We start from the raw sequence: 17,729 nt of genomic DNA, 5'->3' as shown, positions 1-17,729 counted from the left end.
TCGTTGTGCGTGTCCGACAACCTTCCGGGCAGGATGTACAGCATGGACATCCGCTTCACCGAGTCCCCTCCGTCGACCATCGGCGTCGAGTGGGAGCTCCCGCTGGTCGATCTGTCGACCGGCGACCTCGCGCCCCGTGCCCCTGCCGTCATCGCGGCCTTGCACGAACGACTCGGCGATCGCGAGCGGGTGACCGAGGAGCTCCTGACCAACACCGTCGAGGTCGTCTCCAGCGTGCACTCACGGGTCCGCGACGCCACGAGCGAGCTGTCCGGCATCATCGGCGAGGTCATCGACGCCGCCGAACCGCTCGACGCCCAGGTCATGTGCTCCGGCACGCATCCGTTCGCCGTCTGGGACCAGCAGGAGATCACCCCGGACAGCGAGCACTACACGACCCTGATCGACCGGACGCGCTGGTGGGGTCGGCAGATGCTCATCTGGGGTGTGCACGTGCACGTCGGCATCGACGACCGCGACAAGGCCCTGCCGATCCTCGGCGCGATGCTCGCGTACGTCCCGCACCTGCAGGCCTTCACCGCATCGAGCCCCTTCTGGGCCGGCATCGACACCGGGTACGCCTCGAACCGGGCCCTCATGTTCCAGCAGCTCCCCACCGGTGGACTGCCGCCGGCACTCGGTGCCTGGGCGAACTTCGAAGAGGTGGTGAGCGACCTCACGCACACGGGCGTCATCGACAGTGTGAAGGACCTGCGCTGGGACATCCGCCCGTCGCCGAAGTGGGGGACGCTCGAGAACCGGGTCTCCGACGGCATCTCGACCCTGCACGAGGTCGGCGCCGTGACCGCGCTCGTGCAGTGCCTGGTCACCGCGATGTCCGACCGGCTCGACGCCGGCGAGACCCTGCCGACGATGCAGCCGTGGTTCATCCGTGAGAACAAGTGGCGCGCCGCCCGCTACGGCATGGAGGCTGAGATCATCACGAACGCCGCCGGCGACGAGCGGCTCGTGACCGACGAGGTGCACGACCTGGTGCAGCGGCTCGACCCGGTGGCCGAGCGGCTCGGCTGCCAGCAGGAACTGCACCACCTCGACACGATGATCGCGAACGGCGCGTCGTACCAGCGGCAGCTCCGGGTCGCGCAGGAGCACGGCGGTGACCTGCGCGAGGTCGTCCGCCACTTGGTCACGGAGTTCCGCGAGTCGCTGTGACCCCGGGCCGTTCCGCGTAGCTGGTCAAATCGGGCGTACCGGGTCGTTTTTTCCGACCGGGTACGCCCGATTCCGCTTTCCATCGCGGCTGCTCTGGGAAGGAGCGCCACGAGCCCGCCCCGCGCCTCCAGTCCGCGCCCACTCACCCGGTCGCTCCGGGCATGCCTGGTCGATCCGGGCGTACCGGGTCGTTTCTTCCGACCAGGTACGCCCGATTCCGCTTTCCATCGCGCCCGTTCTGGGAAGGAGCGCCGCGACGTGCGCGCAGACGGACGGGAGGCCCGGTGCCAGCTGGCACCGGGCCTCCCGTCCGTCAGGGGGTCGCGACTAGCGACCCAGGAACTTCTGCAGGCTCGCGAGCTCTTCCTCGGTCGGCGCCTTGCCGCCCTTGGCGGCACCGCCGAGGCCGAGGCCGGAGCCCTTCGGCGCCTGCTGCGGAGCGGCAGCCGTACCGGCGGCGATCGCCGCACGCTTGGCCGGGTTGCCGACCTTCGACTTCTTCTTGCCGCCCTGCTGCTGCTTCTTGCCGCCGTGCATGCCCGGGATCGGCCCCATGCCCGGCATCTGCGGCACGCCACCGCGGGCGACCGTCTTCATCATCTTCGCAGCCTGCTCGAACCGGTTGACGAGGGCGTTGACCTCGGTGACCGTGGAGCCGGCACCCTTGGCGATGCGGAGTCGGCGCGAGCCGTTGAGGAGCTTCGGGAGTTCGCGCTCCTTGGGCGTCATCGACTGGATGATCGCCTCGGTGCGCACGATCTCGCGCTCGTCGAAGTTGTCGAGTGCCTCGCGCATGCCCTTGGCGCCCGGGAGCATGCCGAGCATGCCCTTGATCGAGCCAGCCTTGCGGAGCTGCTGCATCTGCTGCAGGAAGTCGTTCAGCGTGAACGAGTCGGACGCGATCTTCTCGGCGACCGCGCGGGCTTCGTCCTCGTCGAAGGCCGACTGGGCCTGCTCGATGAGCGACATGATGTCGCCGAGGTCGAGGATGCGGCTCGCCATGCGGTCCGGGTGGAACGGCTCGAAGTCGTCGAGGCCCTCACCCGTGGAGGCGAACATGATCGGGCGGCCGGTGACGCTGGCCACCGAGAGTGCCGCACCACCACGGGCGTCGCCGTCGAGCTTCGACAGCACGACTCCGGTGAAGTCGACGCCCTCTTGGAAGGCACGGGCGGTGACGACGGCGTCCTGACCGATCATCGCGTCGATGACGAACAGGACCTCGTCGGGGTCGACTGCCTTGCGGATGTTCGCGGCCTGCTTCATCAGCTCGGCGTCCACACCGAGGCGACCGGCGGTGTCCACGATGACGGTGTCGTACTGCTGGTCGACCGCGGCCTTGATGGCGTTCTTGGCCACCTTGACCGGGTCACCGACGCCGTTGCCGGGCTCCGGAGCGAAGACGTGCACGCCGGCCTGCTCGCCGACGACCTGCAGCTGCTGCACGGCGTTCGGACGCTGGAGGTCCGCCGCGACGAGCATCGGGGTGTGGCCGTCCTTCTTGAGCCACTTGCCGAGCTTGCCGGCGAGGGTGGTCTTACCGGCACCCTGCAGACCCGCGAGCATGATGACCGTCGGCGGCTTCTTCGCGAACTCGAGGCGACGCTGCTGCCCGCCCAGGATGCCGACGAGTTCCTCGTTGACGATCTGGACGACCTGCTGCGCCGGGTTCAGCGCGCGGTTGACCTCGTCGGAGAGGGCACGCTCGCGCACTGCTGCGGTGAACGCCTTGACGACCTCGAGCGCGACGTCGGCGTCGAGGAGCGCCCGCCGGATCTCGCGGACGGTGCCGTCGACGTCGGACGGAGTCAGCCGACCCTTGCTCCGCAGATTGCGGAAGGTCTCGGTCAGCCGATCGGAGAGTGAACCGAATTGCGCCATGATCCGTCGATTCTACAAGGCTCGGAGCTCGGGTCCCGGTCGGTCAGCGGAGCAGCACGCCGGGCGTGAGCTCGACCGGGGTGTCCAGCCCGACGTCGAGGACCACCGGCGCGGTCGACGGCAGGCGGTCAGCGGTCGGGAACCAGCGCCGCTCCGGCGACACCAGGATGACGAGACCGTCGACGTCGCCGACCGCGGCGAAGCCCTCGCCTGCTGGGTTGGCGTAGGGCTCGAGTCCGGCGCGGCGCAGTGTCCCGACGGCCCCGAGGACGTCGGGCACGACGATGCCGACCTCGCTGACGGACAGGAGCGGAACAGCGGACGCGGGTGCGGCCGCGGCGAGGTCCCGCCGCTCGATCAGCTCGAGCAGCTGCTGGTCCGGACCGTCGAAGTACACCGATCGCGAGTTCCAGTTCGGCGGGCCCTCGAACTCGTCACGGCCGTCGGCGTCGACCAGCACCGTCGCGATGCCGGCGATCCACTCGGCAGCCGCGGCGAACGTGCCCGTCGGGATCGTGATCGCGAGGTGCAGCGCACCGGTCATCCCCGGCAGCTCCCGGAACAGGAGCCGCGTCGACCCCACCACGACCTCGACCACTCCGTCGACGCGGTCGACCGGGCAGCCGAGCCGTTCCCAGAACCGGGCGGTGTCGTCGAGCGAGCGGGTGGCGAGCTGTGCCTGGCGGATGTCCATGTCCGCCATCCGAAGCCCTCAACCACGGTTCAGGTCAAGGTCGTCCGCGTTGTTGTACTCCGTCCAGAAACCGTCGTAGGCTCGCCAGCATGCCGGAACTCGAGATCGTGCGGCCTGCCGGGCTGCTCGACTACGCCGAGGGACTCGCGCTGCAGCGGGACCTCCACGCCGACGTCGTCGCCGGCCGCTCCCCCGGGGTTCTCGTGCTGTGCGAGCACCCGTCCGTGTACACCGCTGGCCGCCGCACAGAGCCGTCCGACCTGCCGACGAACGGCGCGCCGGTGGTCGAGGTCGACCGCGGCGGACGCATCACCTGGCACGGCCCCGGGCAGCTCGTGGCCTACCCGATCGTCCGACTGGCCGTTCCGATCGACGTCGTGGCGTGGGTGCGTGACCTCGAGCAGGTCATCATCGACGCGGCGGCGACCGTCGGGGTGGAAGCGCGGCGCATCGACGGCCGGAGCGGCGCGTGGACGTCCGGGTCGGCGCCGACGACCACGGCCGTACCGACGCCCGGGTCCGCGCCGACGACCGGCACGCCGCCCGCCAAGGTCGGCGCCATCGGGCTGCACGTCGCCGAGGGCGTGACGACCCACGGCATCGCGATCAACTGTGCCAACGCACTCGACGCCTACGCCGCGATCGTGCCGTGTGGCATCGCCGACGCCGGGGTGACGACGCTGAGCGCCGCCGCCGGGCGTCCCGTCACGGTCGCCGACCTCGCCGACGTCGTGGTCGACCGCATCCGTGCCGCCGAGCACGGCATGCGGACCGGCCAGCGGATCGGCAGCGCCGCCCAGAGCACCACGACGGCCCGCATCACGACCGCCGACACCACGTCCCCCAGCACCGCGCCCGCACGACAGGAGACCCTCGTATGACCCTCGCCCCCGAAGGCCGCCGGATGCTCCGCGTCGAGGCCCGCAACGCCGAGACCCCGATCGAGACGAAGCCCGGGTGGATCAAGACCCGTGCCACCCAGGGCCCGGAGTTCCGCGAGCTGTCCGCCCTGGTCAAGGACAAGCAGCTGCACACCGTCTGCCAGGAGGCCGGCTGCCCGAACATCTTCGAGTGCTGGGAGGACCGCGAGGCCACGTTCCTGATCGGCGGCTCGCAGTGCACCCGCCGGTGCGACTTCTGCCAGATCGACACCGGCAAGCCCGAGCCGCTCGACCGCGACGAGCCCCGCCGGGTCGCCGACTCGGTCGTGTCCATGGGACTCAAGTACGCCACCGTGACCGGCGTCGCCCGCGACGACCTGCCCGACGGCGGCTCCTGGCTCTACGCCGAGACCATCCGCCAGATCCACGAGCACTCCCCCGGCACCGGCGTCGAGATCCTGGTGCCGGACTTCAACGGCCGCCCGGACCAGCTCGGCCAGGTGTTCGACGCCCGCCCCGAGGTCTTCGCCCACAACGTCGAGACCGTGCCGCGGATCTTCAAGCGGATCCGACCGGCGTTCACGTTCGAGCGCTCCCTCGACGTCATCACGCAGGGCCGCGACGCCGGGCTCGTCACGAAGTCGAACCTGATCCTCGGCATGGGCGAGGAGCGCATCGAGATCGAGGACGCCCTGCAACGCCTGTTCGACGCCGGCACGGACATCATCACGTTGACGCAGTACCTCCGCCCGTCGCCGCGGCACCTGCCGGTGGCGCGCTGGGTCAAGCCGGAGGAGTTCGTCGCGCTGCGTGAGGTCGCCGAGGAGATGGGCTTCGCCGGGGTCCTCGCCGGCCCGCTCGTCCGGTCGTCGTACCGCGCCGGACGCCTGTGGGCACGCGCCACGGTCGCGCGCGGCGGCTCGGTTCCCGAGCACCTCTCGCACCTGCTCGACGCGGCGCCGGGTCGCCAGGCGGTCTGAAGCCGTCCACCGGTCCGCGAAAGCGACAGATCTCCGCCGACAGTTCGCGGCAGTCTGTCGCTTTGGCGGCACTGGTCGCGACCACGGACAGACGGGAGGCGCGGTGCCAGCTGGCACCGTGCCTCCCGTTCGTCCATCCGCCCGTTCAGGGCGACGCGAGCGCTATGCGCGACCGCGGATGCTCCTGAGGAGCCAGCCGATGACGGCCAGGATGATGAGGACGATCCCGACCCACAGCAGGAACTTCAGCGCACCGACGAAGATGCCGCTGAAGAGCAGGACGAGGCCGACGATGATCGCGATGATCAGGAGTGCTGGCATTGAAAGGGCTCCTTCCGGTGTACCTGGACGATCCCTGTACTGCGGAGACAGTACCCGGAATCAGCCGACGAGGTTCTGCACGAACACGTGCGGGGTGAAACCGGTCAGGTCGTTGATGCCCTCGCCCTGCCCGATGAGCTTGATCGGGATGCCCGTCTTCTCCTGCACGCTGAGCACGAACCCGGCCTTCGCGGAGCCGTCGAGCTTGGTGATGACGAGGCCGGTGACCCCGGCGCCCTCGATGAACGCCTGCGCCTGGGCCAGGCCGTTCTGCCCGGTGGTGGCGTCGAGGACGAGCAGCACCTCGCTGATCTCGGTCTGCTTCTCGACGACGCGCTTGATCTTCGTCAGCTCGTCCATCAGGCCTGCCTTGGTGTGCAGGCGGCCGGCGGTGTCGATGACCACGATCTCGGTGTTGTCGCGGATCGCCTTCTCGACGGTCTGGTACGCCACCGAGGCCGGGTCTTGCCCGGGCTGCGAGGGGCGGACGACGTCGACGCCGGCGCGCTCGGCCCAGGTCGCGACCTGCTCGACCGCGGCAGCACGGAAGGTGTCGGCCGCACCGACGAGGACCGTGCGGTCGTAGGTCTTCAGGAACTTGGCGAACTTGCCGATCGTCGTGGTCTTGCCGACGCCGTTCACCCCGACGACGAGCACGACGGCGGGCCGCGCGCTGAGCTTGAGCGTGGTGTCGAGCTTCGACAGCCGTTCCTCGAGCACCTCGCGCAGCATGCGCTGCAGGTCGGCCGGGTCGGTCGTGCCGTAGCGGTCGACGCGCGCGTGCAGGTCCTCGATGATCGCCTCGGAGATGTCCGGACCGAAGTCGGCGCCGATCAGCGCGGTCTCGAGGTCCTCCCACGTGGTCTCGTCGATCGTCTTGCGCTGGAAGAGGCCGCGCAGCCGTGAGGACAGTGACCAGGAACTCGCCATGCTCCCAGCTTAGAGCGCGGCGCATGTCCGCTGTGCCCGGTATGCTCGGTCTCACGAAGGGGAGTATTCCCTCTCGGTGACCCCGTCAGTACGGCCCGGAACGATCCGGACCCGGGGCGCCGGTCGTGGTCGGTTGCAGCAGATCGCGGCGGAAGAGACCTTCAGGCCTCGGCGTACCCACGTGTCGTCACACGACATGCACTCGTACGTCGCCTACCTGAAGGAAACCGTGGACGTCCCACTCTTCGTCTGGCTCCTCACCATCGCAGGCATCCTCGCCCTGCTGGTGTTCGACTTCTACTCGCACGTGCGCACCCCGCACGTGCCACACATCCGCGAATCCGCGTTCTGGTCCGTGTTCTACATCGGACTCGCGATCCTGTTCGGCTTCGGCATCCTGGTCTTCGGCGGCGGACAAGCCGGCGGTGAGTACTTCGCCGGGTGGCTCACCGAGAAGGCGTTGTCGGTCGACAACCTGTTCGTCTTCCTCATCATCATGACGAGCTTCGCCGTGCCGAAGGAGTTCCAGCAGAAGGTCCTGCTGGTCGGCGTCGCGATCGCCCTCGTCGCCCGAGGCATCTTCATCGCGCTCGGCGTCACGATCATCGAGAACTTCTCGTGGGTGTTCTACCTGTTCGGTGCGCTGCTGTTCTGGCTCGCGTGGTCGCAGGCCCGCAGCGGCAACGACCACGGTGGCGACGAGGGCGACTCCCGCCTGATCCGCATCCTGAAGCGCATCATCCCGACCTCGGACCACTACGACGGCGACCGCCTGACCACCAAGGTCGACGGCAAGCGCCTGTTCACCCCGATGCTGCTCGTCATGGTCGCGATCGGTCTGACCGACGTGCTGTTCGCGCTCGACTCGATCCCCGCGATCTTCGGGCTGACCCAGGACGCCTTCATCGTGTTCACCGCGAACGCGTTCTCGCTGCTCGGCCTGCGGCAGCTGTACTTCCTGATCGCCGGACTGCTCGAGCGCCTGATCTACCTCGGCCAGGGCCTCGCGGTCATCCTCGGCTTCATCGGTGTGAAGCTCGTCTTCCACGCCATGCACGTCAACGAGCTGCCGTTCATCAACGGTGGCGAGCACATCGAGTGGGCGCCCGAGATCCCGATCTGGTTCTCGCTGGGCTTCATCCTGCTGACCATCGCGGTCGCGACGACCGCCTCGCTGGTCGTCTCGAAGAAGCGCCAGGAGCGCGGGCTCACCCCGACGGGCGAGCCGAAGGAGTCGGTCGCGGCCGACGCGGAGTAAGCGTCACGCCCTGGACGGGCGGCAACACAGACGGGAGGCACGGTGCCAGCTGGCACCGTGCCTCCCGTCTGTCCGTGGTCGCGACCAGAGCCGCGAAAGCGACAGATCTCGTCGCGGGCCCACGATCCTCTCCATGAAAGCGACAGATTGCCACGAACTGTTGGCGGAGATCTGTCGCTTTCGCGGCGCGCGACTGCGACCAGCGCGGCTACGCGACCGCGTCGGCGGGCTCGCGCTTCTGCACCCGCTGCCCGACGACGGCGGACACGCCGTCCTGGCGCATCGACACCCCGTACAGGGCGTCGGCGATCTCCATCGTGCGCTTCTGGTGCGTGATGACGATGAGCTGCGACGACTCGCGGAGCCGCTCGAACACCGTCAGCAGGCGACCGAGGTTGGCGTCGTCGAGGGCGGCCTCGACCTCGTCCATGATGTAGAACGGCGACGGCCTGGCGGTGAAGATCGCGACGAGCAGCGCCACTGCGGCCAGGGACCGCTCGCCACCGGACAGCAGCGTCAGGCGGTCGATCTTCTTGCCGGCGGGCTTCACCTGCACGTCGATCCCGGTGCCGAGCAGGTCGGTCGGGTCGGTGAGGTTGATCGAGCCGGAGCCGCCCGGGAACAGGATCGGGAAGATGACGTCGAAGGCGTCCTTCGTGTCGTTGAACGCGGACTCGAAGATCGTCTGCATCTTCGTGTCGAGCTCGTCGATGATCGTCATCAGGTCGGTGCGGGTCTTCTGCAGGTCCTCGAGCTGCTCGGCGAGGAACGCGTGCCGCTGCTCCAGCGCCTGGAACTCCTCGAGCGCGAGCGGGTTCACCTTGCCGAGCCGGCCGAGGTCGCGTTCGGCGGCCTGCAGGCGGCGTTCCTGCTCGGCGCGGACGTACGGCACGGTCTCGACGTCGGCGGGGTCGACCTCGTCGGTGACGTCGAACTCGGGCAGGGCGGGGCCGCCGGGCAGGGTCGATTCGGCGTCGACGAGCGCCACCGTGTCGTAGCCGGGGCTGGTGTCGAGGTCCGCCGTGCCGTCGTCGGGGGCGATGTCGGTGTCGGCATCGTCGACCGGCACCGTATCGCTGTCGACCGGCACCGTGTCGCCGTCCGCCGGCACCGTGTCGCCGTCCGCCGGCTCGTCGAGGCCCGCCGCGGCAGCCGCCGCGCGCTCGGCGTCGCGGTGCTTCCGCGCGAGCACCCGCGGGTCCACCAGCACGTCGACCGGCACCGGCACGGTCGGCCCGTACTCGGTGACGAGCACGGCTTCGGTCAACCCGAGGTCGCTCAGCGCCCGGTCGAGCACGCCCGACACGTGCAGTTTCTTCTCGTAGATCTCCATCTCGAGCGAGTGCACGCCGTCGGTGATGGTCTGCAGCCGGTCGCGGAGCTCGCGCTCCTCGTTCCGGATCGCCTGCAGTTCGGTGTTGCGCTTCGACCGTTCGGACTCCTCGGTCGCGAGCTGCACGCGTGCCTCGGCCAGCGACCGGTCGACGGCGCCCAGCACGGCCGGCAGGTCGGCGAGGACGGCTTCGGCGGTCTCGATCTGCCCGCGGCGGATCACCGCGCGACGCGCTGCTTCCTCTGCCGCCGCGCGCTCGGCCTCGAGCTGCCGTTCGAGCTGGTCGGCGCGGTGCCGTTCGGCGCGGACACGCTCGCGCACGGTCTGCACCTGGATGCGCTGCTCGACCTCGGCGGCGCGTGCGGCCTCGAGTGCGTCCTGCAGGCCCGGACGCTCGGAGGCATCGACGACGGGACGTTCCTGCTCGGTGAACGCGCGGTGCGCCGTCTCGGCCTCTGCCAGGGCGGCGTCGACGACCTCGACGGCGCCGTCGGTCTCGGCGAGGGCGGCACGCAAGCGCTCCACCTCGGCCGCTGCGTTCTCGGCCTTCGCCCGCGTCGAGGCGCTGGCCCGGTCGTACTCGGCCGTCGCCTTCGCGTGCGCGCGGGATGCAGCGTCGGCTTCGTCCGCACGGCGGCGTGCGTCCTCGACGGCGGTGCGTGCTGCCTGGAGGCCCGTGGCTGCGTCCTCGGCGTCCGCCCCGATGGCGTCGCGTCGCGTCACGGCGTCGTCGCGCTCCGCGACGAGCTCGATCCGCGAGGTCACGCGCTCTCCGCCGCCGGTGACGCGGACGGCGCGCACGAGGTCACCGGACCGGGTGACGACCGTCGCGTGCGGGGCGGCGGCGAGCACGGCCTCCAGGTCGAGCGTGTCCGCGTTCGCGCCTTGGCCGTCGGCAGTCTCCGCGATCAGGGTGTTCCGCAGGATCGCGGCGATCGCCGGCGGGCCCTGCACCAGGTCGAGGGCGCGGCGGACGCCGGCCGGCAACGTGTCCGGCAGGTCCGTGGGGACGACCTCGGCGTCCGCGACGACGACGTCGATGCGTCCGATGTCCGCGGAGCGGGCGTGGTCGACGGCGTCGAGCGCGACCGCGCGGTCGTCCGCGAGGACGGCATCCGCGAGCCCGTCGAGCGCGACGGCGACGGCACCCTCGAACCCGGGCGTCACCGTGAGCGCGTCGGCCAGACGCCCGACGATGCCCGCACGTCCGGCGTCGATGAGCGCCTGCGAACCGTCGCGGACGTCGATCGACATGCCGAGCGCCGCGACCCGCGCGTCGAGGGCGTCCCGCTCCCGCTCGAGGGCGTGCAGCCGGTCGCGCTGCTCGTCGCGGGCGGCCTGCGCGGTCTCCAGCTGCGCACGAGCCGCCTGGAGCGTGGCGGCGAGGGCCTCGTCGTCGACGCCCTCGGACGGGTCGGCACCGAGCTCGGCGAGGGCCGCGGTCGCACGCTCGGCGCGTTCGCCCGCCTCGGCGAGGGCGCGTTGCCGGCGTTCACGGTCCGCCACCGTGGACCCGCGCTTCGACCGGGCCACGTCGACGGCGTTCGCCAGCCGCTGCGCCTCGAGGTCGTGCTGCGAGACGCGGGCGGCCTGCGCGGCGATGCGTTCGTCGAGGGCGTCGAGGGCGTCACGGGCGGCCTGCACCGCACGGGCGGTCTCGGCGGAACCGCCCTGCATCTCGTCGGCGCGGGCGGCGAGCCGATCGGCCTCGGCACGGACGCCGGCCACCCGCTCCGGGGTGATCGAGGGGCCCTGCTGCGGGGCGTCGGCCTGCTGCGCCAGGAACATCAGCCGCTGGTTCGCCAGGCTGGACAGCCCGCGCAGGCGCTCCTGCACGCTCTCCAGGCGGTGCACCACGGTCCGGGCGCGGTCGACGTCATCGCCGACCATGCTCTGCTCGACGTGCTGCTGGCGGACCCGGGTCTGGTCGAGTCGCTCGGTCAGGACGATGCGCTCGGACTTGCGGCCCGCCTCGACCTCCTGGTGGTCGTGCAGTTCGCGGCGCAGCCGGACGACGTCGTCGGCGAGGATGCGGGCCTTGGCGTCCCGCGCGACGGCGGCGACGGACTGGGCCTTGCGCGCGACCTCGGCCTGGCGTCCGAGCGGCTTCAGCTGGCGCCGGATCTCGCCCGCGAGGTCGGACAGGCGGGTCAGGTTCGTCTGCATCGCGTCGAGCTTCCGGAGGGTCTTCTCCTTGCGGCGACGGTGCTTCAGGATGCCGGCGGCTTCCTCGATGAAGCCGCGGCGGTCCTCCGGGGTGGCGTGCAGGACCTTGTCGAGCTGCCCCTGCCCGACGATGACGTGCATCTCGCGGCCGAGGCCGGTGTCGCTCAGGAGCTCCTGCACGTCGAGCAGCCGGCAGTTCTCGCCGTTGATGGCGTACTCGCTGCCGCCGTTGCGGAACAACGTGCGTGCGATCGTCACCTCGGAGTAGTCGATCGGCAGCAGCCCGTCGGTGTTGTCGATCGTCAGCAGCACCTGGGCACGGCCGAGCGGCCCGCGGGTCGAGGTGCCCGCGAAGATGACGTCCTCCATCTTGCCGCCGCGCAGGGTCTTCGCCCCCTGCTCCCCCATCACCCAGGCGAGGGCGTCGACGACGTTGGACTTGCCCGAGCCGTTCGGGCCGACGATGCACGTGACGCCCGGCTCGAACGCGAACGTCGTCGGCTGCGCGAAGGACTTGAACCCCTTGATGGTCAGGCTCTTCAAGTACATGCGGTCTCCGGGTGTGCTCACGCGTGCTGCGGCGGGGCCGCTGCTGGGCTGTGCTGCTGGGCGTCAGGCTAACGCGTGCGGGCGCGGGGACGCGGTTGGCACACGGGACAGATGTGGCTCGACCGGTTCATGAAGGCCTCGCGCACGATCGTCGTGCCGCAGCGGGGACAGGGCTTCCCCTGCTGTCCGTACACGTTCAGCCGCTGCGAGAAGTACCCGGACTGCCCGTTGACGTTGACGTACTGGGCGTCGAAGCTCGTCCCGCCGTCCTCGAGCGCACGCCGGAGGACACTGCGCACCTCGTGCAGCAGGCGTGCGAGGTCGGCACGGGTCAGCCGCTCGGCCGGGCGGTCGTAGTGCAGCTTCGCGGCCCAGAGGGACTCGTCGGCGTAGATGTTCCCGATGCCGCTCACGACGCCCTGGTCGAGCAGGATCCGCTTGATGCCGCTCGAACGCTTCCGGGCGATGGCGGTGAAGCGGTCGTCGTCGAACGCGGGGTCGAGCGGGTCGCGGGCGATGTGCGACACCTGCTGCGGCACGCTCCGGCGCCACACGGCGTCGGGGTCCGATGCGTCGACGTGCCCGGCGAACCCCGCGGGGGCGCCGTCCACCGTCGGCACCATCGCGTCGATCGCCATCGAGCCGAAGGTGCGCTGGTCGACGAACTCGAGCTCGACCGCGGGTTCGGCGGTGCCGTCGCGGTCGGTGCCGGCGGGTTGCACGTCGATGAGGATGCGGCGGTGCTTCGCCGCCGGTCGACCGCGGCCGAGCAGGATCTGGCCGCTCATGCCGAGGTGGGCGACGAGCGCTTCGGGCCGGTCGCCCTCGTGCTCGGGCTGCAACGGCATCCAGAGGAACTTGCCCCGACGGACCGCTGCGGCGATCGTGCGACCGGTCAGGCGGTCGGCGAAGTCCTCGGCCGGGCCGTCGTGCCGGGTGAGCGCGCGCTCGTCCACGACGTCGACGTGCAGCACCCGAGCGCCGCTGACCGCGGGTTCGAGGCCGGCGCGGACGACCTCGACCTCGGGGAGTTCGGGCACGCGGTCAGGCCGCTCGGCCGGACAGCCGGGTCCAGGCGTCGAGCGCCGCGGACATCTCGGCGGCCTTCTTGCTCGAGCCGGTGCCGACGGCGATGTCCTCGCCCTGCAGGACGACGGTCGCGCTGAAGGTCTTGTCGTGGTCCGGGCCGGTCTCGGTGACGCGGTAGGCCGGGTTGCCGAGCGACAGGCTCGCCGCGAGCTCCTGCAGGCTCGTCTTCGGGTCCATCGCGGCGCCGAAGCGGTCGGGGTCGATCATCAGCGGCTCGACCAGGCGGAGCACCAGGTCGGTCGCCGGGTCGGGGCCCGCGGACAGGTAGGTGGCACCGATGACGGCTTCGACGGTGTCGGCGAGGATCGACGACTTGTCGCGGCCGCCGGTCTGTTCCTCGCCCTTGCCGAGGCGCAGGTACTGGCCGAGCCCGATCATCCGGGCGATCTCGGCCAGGGCGACCGTCGACACCAGGCTGGCGCGACGCTTCGCGAGGTCACCCTCGTCGAGGTCGGGGAAGGACCGGTAGAGCTTCACGGTCACGGCCTGGCCGAGGATCGAGTCGCCGAGGAACTCGAGGCGCTCGTTGTGCTTGATGCCCCCGTGCTCGTAGGCGTAGGAGCGGTGGGTCAGGGCGAGCTGGAGCAGCTCGAGGTCGATGTCGACCCCGAGCTGGCCCTGCAGACGAACGACGTCCGGCCCCACGGGGCGGGACCCCGTGGCGCCGGACGTCGTCGTCATGCGTTCGGTCCGATCAGACGTCGGCGACCTTGCGGCCCTTGTACTCCATGTACAGGGGGGTGCCGGCCGAGTCCTCGACGACCTTCGCGCGGTGCGGGAGGCTGTAGGTGACCTGACCGTTCTCGATCGTCTTGACGAGCTGGATCGGCGTGGCCTTCCACTGCGAACGACGGGCGTGCGTGTTCGCACGGGACTGCTTGCGCTTGGGAACGGCCATGGTGAATCTCTTTCGGTTGGTCGGTGGTCGGTACGGGGGCTGGCGGTGTCGGGGCCTACTCGGCCTCGGCCCGCTCCTCGCCCTCGGTGGTCTTCGTGTCGGTGGTGTCGCCGTGGGCGGCACGCTCGGCTGCTTCGAGCTGGATGCCGGTCAGGGCTGCCCAGCGCGGGTCCAGGGTCTCGTGAACGGGCTGCTCATCGAGGTCGGCCAGTCGCTCGCCCGTCACCGGGTCGAGGCCTGGGCAGTCCGGTCGGCAGACCGGCTGGAACGGCAGCGCCAGCACCACCGCATCTCGAACGACCTGTTCGCAGTCCACGTGGTCATCGCGAACGAAGAAGTCGAAATCCTCCGAGGCATCATACGCGAACAGCTCGGCGAAATCGACCTCGACGGGCTCGCTGATGTCGATGAGGCAGCGCGAGCACTCCCCCGTCGCGTCGGCCGAGGCGTGACCGGACACGAGGACACCCTCGTGCAGGCCCTCGAGCCGCAGGTCGATGCGCAGCGGAGCACCTTCGCGCACCGCGATCACACCGGCTCCCAGCGCGTCCGGCACCACGATGTCGAGCGAGTGCTCGCGCATCTCGCCCGGACGGTGCGCCAGGTCGCGCACGCGCAGGGCGTAGGGGCTGTTCACGTGGGAAGACACGATCGTCAACCCTAGCGTGAACGCAGCCGAGAGTCGAGGCAGGCGGGGGTGTGTCCGCGCGTCGTCCGGCCGGGCCTCCGGCTCGGCCTCCGGCTCGGCGTGCGGCTCAGCGCACGGCTCAGCGTGCGGCGAGGGCCGCCGCCACGGCCTTCGGCACGTAGGGGGTGACGTCACCGCCGAGCGTCGACACCTGGCGGATGAGCGAGCTCGACACGTGGGAGCGCGAGGCGTCGGGCAGCAGGAACACGGTCTCGACGTCGGCGAGGTGCCGGTTCATGATCGCCATCGGGGTCTCGTACGCGACGTCCTCGCCCGACCGCACGCCCTTGACGAGCACCTTCGCCCCGACCTGCCGGCAGTAGTCGACGAGGAGCCCGGAGGTCCACTCCCCGACCCGGACCGTTCCCGGCGTGCCGACCTCGGCCAGGGACTCCTCGATGAGCCGGACGCGGTCGACCGCCTCGAACATCGCGGGCTTCTTGTCCGGGTTGTGCACCACGAGCACGTGCACCTCGTCGAACAGCCCGGCAGCTCGACCGATGACGTCGAGGTGCCCGAGCGTGACGGGGTCGAAGGAACCGGGGACCACCGCGATCTGCGCCATGGCAGCGACGATACCGGTCCGTGCCGGGGCGTCCGGCTCCGGGTCAGTTCTTGCCGAGGAACGCCGCGTCGGACTCGTCGAGGCGGCGTGCCAGTGCCTCGCGCAGGGCCGGGGACCCGTCGAGCTCGGGATCGGGTTCGAGGACCCGCTCGGCTTCGCCACGGGCGTCCACGATGAGGTCGGCGTGCTCGACCACGCGCAGCAGGTTCAGCGACGACCGGCCGCCCGACTGCCGCTCGCCGAGCACGTCACCCTCGCGCCGGAGCTCGAGGTCGACCCGGGCGAGCTCGAAGCCGTCGTCCGAGGCGGACACCGCGTCGACGCGCTCCCGCGAGGTGGTCTCGAGCTCGGCGGTGGTGACGAGCAGGCAGACGCCCGCCCACTGCCCACGGCCGATGCGGCCGCGCAACTGGTGCAGCTGGGAGACGCCGAAGCGATCGGCGTCGAGCACGGCCATCATCGCGGCGTTCGGCACGTCGACACCGACCTCGATCACGGTCGTCGCGACGAGGACGTCCAGGTCGCCGGCGGCGAAGGACGTCATCACACGGTCCTTCTCGTCCGCCGTCATCCGGCCGTGCAGCACCGCGATCCGCCGGCCGTCGAGCACGGGCATCGTGCGCATCCGCTCGGCGGTGGTGAGCACGGTCGCCGGGGCGCGCTTGGGGGCGTCGTCCTCGGACTCGGCGGGCGCGGGCTCGCCGTCGTCCTCGGCGTGGGCGTCGTCGATCGCGGGGCAGACCACGAAGGCCTGACGCCCCTTGTCGAGTTCCTCCGCCATCCGGGACCAGATGCGGGACTCCCACCCGGGGTGCTCCGCCAGCGGGACCGTGAAGGTCTCGACACCCGCACGACCCGAGGGCAGCCCGGTGATCGTCGAGACGTCGAGGTCGCCGAACACCGTCATCGCGACGGTGCGCGGGATCGGGGTGGCGGTGAGCACCAGGACGTGCGGCGGGGTGGCGCCCTTGGTCCGGAGCGCTTCACGCTGCTCGACGCCGAAGCGGTGCTGCTCGTCGACCACCACGAGCCCGAGCTCGGCGAAGTCGACGCGGTCGCCGAGCAACGCGTGGGTGCCGACCACGAGGCGCGAACTGCCCGATGCGGCGGCGAGCAGTGCCCGCCGGCGTTCGTCGGTGGACTGCGACCCGGTCAGGATCACCGGGCGGAGCTCGGCCGCCAGGTCCGGTCCGAGGAACTTCACGATGGACCGCAGGTGCTGCGCGGCCAGCACCTCGGTCGGGGCGATGAGGGCGGACTGCCCACCGGACTCCGCCACCGTGAGCATGGCGCGGATGGCCACGAGGGTCTTGCCGGAGCCGACCTCGCCCTGCACCAGCCGGTGCATCGGCCAGGTGCGAGCGATGTCGGTGTCGATCTCGGCACCGACGGCACGCTGGTCGTCGGTCAGGGTGAACGGCAGGGTGGCGTCGAAGCGCTCGAGGATGCCGCCGGGAGCCGCCACCCGCGGGGTCGCCGCGGTGCGTCGGGCGCGGATCCGGCGCTGCACCAGGGCGGTCTGCAGCACGAACGCCTCGCGGTAGCGCAGGGCGTCCTGCGCGCGCTTGAAGTCCGCGACCTTCTCGGGGCGGTGGAGCAGCTCGAGCGCCCGGCGGAACGGGACGAGGTCGAGCCGGCTGCGCGCCGAGGCCGGCACCGGGTCGGGCAGGTCCGGCAGGGTGTCGAGCACGATCCCCATCGACTTCGCGATCTGCCACGAGGTGAGCGAGGCCGTCGCCGGGTAGATCGGGATCGGCTGCCGCGACCACCGGATCGCTTCGTCCGAACCCGGGTCGGCCGTTGCGCGGGGGTCGTCGGGGTCGAAGAGCTCGTAGTCCGGGTGGGCGAGCTGACGGGCACCGCGGTAGTCGCTGACCTTGCCGGAGAAGATGCCGCGGGCACCGGGCACCAGGTCCTTCGTGCGCCAGCCCTGGTTGAAGAACGTCAGGGTGAGCAGCCCCTTGCCGTCGCCGATCTTGGCTTCGAGGATCGATCCGCGGCGGGCACGCATCGTGCGCTCGCGGACGTCGACCACCTCGGCCACGATGGTGACCGGCTCGCCGATCGCCAGGGAGTCGAGTGCCGTCAGGGCGCCGCGCTCGGCGTAGCGCCGGGGTGCGTGCTCGAGGAACTCACCCACCGTGCGGTGGCCGAACGCCTTCTGGATCGCGGACGCGGTCCGACCACCGAGCACGTTCGCGAGCCGCGCGTCGAGGGGCGCCGGACCGAGGTCGGGCGCGGCCGGCGCAGCGGGGGTTCCGGTGGTGACCACGGACACCACGGTACCGGGCACGACCGACGTGCCACGTGCCTCCCGTCCGGC

15 protein-coding genes are annotated in these 17,729 nt (G+C 70.9%); 4 read left to right on the top strand and 11 right to left on the bottom strand.

What is annotated here, in order from left to right:
- The first annotated feature begins 33 nt into the window (after positions 1-33).
- Positions 34-1,173 (top strand): glutamate--cysteine ligase, encoded by a 1,140-nt coding sequence (locus EDF47_RS11165; RefSeq protein WP_208326060.1) that lies wholly within the window; start codon positions 34-36, stop codon positions 1,171-1,173.
- Positions 1,174-1,500: 327 nt separating this feature from the next.
- Here the strand turns inward: EDF47_RS11165 and ffh are convergent, their stop codons facing one another.
- Together ffh and EDF47_RS11155 are read right to left on the bottom strand one after the other, a co-directional pair.
- Positions 1,501-3,054, bottom strand: a complete 1,554-nt coding sequence (ffh, locus tag EDF47_RS11160) for a signal recognition particle protein (protein ID WP_123294804.1) — start codon at positions 3,052-3,054, stop codon at positions 1,501-1,503.
- Between the two features lie 43 nt (positions 3,055-3,097).
- The gene (locus EDF47_RS11155) at positions 3,098-3,748 is read right to left on the bottom strand and encodes a hypothetical protein (RefSeq protein WP_133937154.1); all 651 of its coding nucleotides are present in this window, start codon (positions 3,746-3,748) and stop codon (positions 3,098-3,100) included.
- An 89-nt stretch (positions 3,749-3,837) separates the two neighbouring features.
- Between EDF47_RS11155 and lipB the strand changes: the two genes are divergently transcribed.
- Both lipB and lipA read left to right on the top strand, forming a co-directional pair.
- Positions 3,838-4,629, top strand: a complete 792-nt coding sequence (gene lipB, locus EDF47_RS11150) for a lipoyl(octanoyl) transferase LipB (RefSeq protein ID WP_133937156.1) — start codon at positions 3,838-3,840, stop codon at positions 4,627-4,629.
- On the top strand, positions 4,626-5,609 hold the full coding sequence (lipA, locus tag EDF47_RS11145; protein WP_111086058.1) for a lipoyl synthase: 984 nt from the start codon (positions 4,626-4,628) through the stop codon (positions 5,607-5,609). Before lipB ends, lipA begins: the two co-directional genes overlap by 4 nt.
- A 162-nt stretch (positions 5,610-5,771) precedes the next feature.
- On the opposite strand, the gene EDF47_RS19845 is transcribed toward lipA, so the two are convergent.
- Positions 5,772-5,930: a DUF4175 domain-containing protein gene (locus EDF47_RS19845; RefSeq protein WP_139199230.1), complete on the bottom strand. Its 159-nt coding sequence runs from the start codon at positions 5,928-5,930 to the stop codon at positions 5,772-5,774.
- A 60-nt stretch (positions 5,931-5,990) separates the two neighbouring features.
- Positions 5,991-6,860, bottom strand: coding sequence for a signal recognition particle-docking protein FtsY (gene ftsY / locus EDF47_RS11140; RefSeq protein WP_111086057.1), 870 nt, complete (start codon positions 6,858-6,860; stop codon positions 5,991-5,993).
- Between the two features lie 229 nt (positions 6,861-7,089).
- On the opposite strand from ftsY, the gene EDF47_RS11135 reads away from it, so the two are divergent.
- Positions 7,090-8,118: a TerC family protein gene (locus EDF47_RS11135; RefSeq protein ID WP_111086101.1), complete on the top strand. Its 1,029-nt coding sequence runs from the start codon at positions 7,090-7,092 to the stop codon at positions 8,116-8,118.
- 208 nt (positions 8,119-8,326) lie between these two features.
- Here the strand turns inward: EDF47_RS11135 and EDF47_RS11130 are convergent, their stop codons facing one another.
- From EDF47_RS11130 to EDF47_RS11100, 7 genes are all read right to left on the bottom strand, one after another.
- Positions 8,327-12,187, bottom strand: a complete 3,861-nt coding sequence (locus tag EDF47_RS11130) for an AAA family ATPase (RefSeq protein ID WP_243834046.1) — start codon at positions 12,185-12,187, stop codon at positions 8,327-8,329.
- 47 nt (positions 12,188-12,234) lie between these two features.
- Positions 12,235-13,206: a bifunctional DNA-formamidopyrimidine glycosylase/DNA-(apurinic or apyrimidinic site) lyase gene (gene mutM / locus EDF47_RS11125; RefSeq protein ID WP_133937158.1), complete on the bottom strand. Its 972-nt coding sequence runs from the start codon at positions 13,204-13,206 to the stop codon at positions 12,235-12,237.
- A 4-nt stretch (positions 13,207-13,210) separates the two neighbouring features.
- Positions 13,211-13,936 (bottom strand): ribonuclease III, encoded by a 726-nt coding sequence (gene rnc, locus EDF47_RS11120; protein WP_228506018.1) that lies wholly within the window; start codon positions 13,934-13,936, stop codon positions 13,211-13,213.
- Between the two features lie 13 nt (positions 13,937-13,949).
- A complete protein-coding gene (rpmF, locus tag EDF47_RS11115) occupies positions 13,950-14,153 on the bottom strand; it encodes a 50S ribosomal protein L32 (RefSeq protein WP_017888273.1) in 204 nt (67 codons plus the stop codon).
- Positions 14,154-14,208: 55 nt separating this feature from the next.
- Positions 14,209-14,802 (bottom strand): DUF177 domain-containing protein, encoded by a 594-nt coding sequence (locus tag EDF47_RS11110; protein WP_307860992.1) that lies wholly within the window; start codon positions 14,800-14,802, stop codon positions 14,209-14,211.
- Positions 14,803-14,920: 118 nt separating this feature from the next.
- Positions 14,921-15,406, bottom strand: a complete 486-nt coding sequence (coaD, locus tag EDF47_RS11105; RefSeq protein ID WP_111086053.1) for a pantetheine-phosphate adenylyltransferase — start codon at positions 15,404-15,406, stop codon at positions 14,921-14,923.
- Between the two features lie 43 nt (positions 15,407-15,449).
- Positions 15,450-17,678 carry an ATP-dependent DNA helicase RecG gene (locus EDF47_RS11100; RefSeq protein WP_133937160.1) on the bottom strand — a complete coding sequence of 743 codons (2,229 nt, stop codon included), beginning with the start codon at positions 17,676-17,678 and terminating at the stop codon, positions 15,450-15,452.
- Positions 17,679-17,729 lie beyond the last annotated feature (51 nt).

Origin of the sequence: Curtobacterium sp. PhB190, from assembly GCF_004365385.1 — a bacterium.
Lineage (GTDB): Bacteria > Actinomycetota > Actinomycetes > Actinomycetales > Microbacteriaceae > Curtobacterium.
Note: the sequence above shows the minus strand (reverse complement) of the source record. Positions and strands in the feature narration are given on the sequence as shown.

Excerpts from the sequence above, each read along its gene's own strand:
- ffh (WP_123294804.1), bottom strand. The coding sequence starts at position 3,054 with ATGGCGCAATTCGGTTCACTCTCCGATCGGCTGACCGAGACCTTCCGC.
- ftsY (WP_111086057.1), bottom strand. The coding sequence starts at position 6,860 with ATGGCGAGTTCCTGGTCACTGTCCTCACGGCTGCGCGGCCTCTTCCAG.
- rnc (WP_228506018.1), bottom strand. The coding sequence starts at position 13,936 with ATGACGACGACGTCCGGCGCCACGGGGTCCCGCCCCGTGGGGCCGGAC.
- coaD (WP_111086053.1), bottom strand. The coding sequence starts at position 15,406 with ATGGCGCAGATCGCGGTGGTCCCCGGTTCCTTCGACCCCGTCACGCTC.
- EDF47_RS19845 (WP_139199230.1), bottom strand. The coding sequence starts at position 5,930 with ATGCCAGCACTCCTGATCATCGCGATCATCGTCGGCCTCGTCCTGCTC.
- EDF47_RS11155 (WP_133937154.1), bottom strand. The coding sequence starts at position 3,748 with ATGGACATCCGCCAGGCACAGCTCGCCACCCGCTCGCTCGACGACACC.
- EDF47_RS11165 (WP_208326060.1), top strand. The coding sequence starts at position 34 with ATGTACAGCATGGACATCCGCTTCACCGAGTCCCCTCCGTCGACCATC.
- lipB (WP_133937156.1), top strand. The coding sequence starts at position 3,838 with ATGCCGGAACTCGAGATCGTGCGGCCTGCCGGGCTGCTCGACTACGCC.
- lipA (WP_111086058.1), top strand. The coding sequence starts at position 4,626 with ATGACCCTCGCCCCCGAAGGCCGCCGGATGCTCCGCGTCGAGGCCCGC.
- rpmF (WP_017888273.1), bottom strand. The coding sequence starts at position 14,153 with ATGGCCGTTCCCAAGCGCAAGCAGTCCCGTGCGAACACGCACGCCCGT.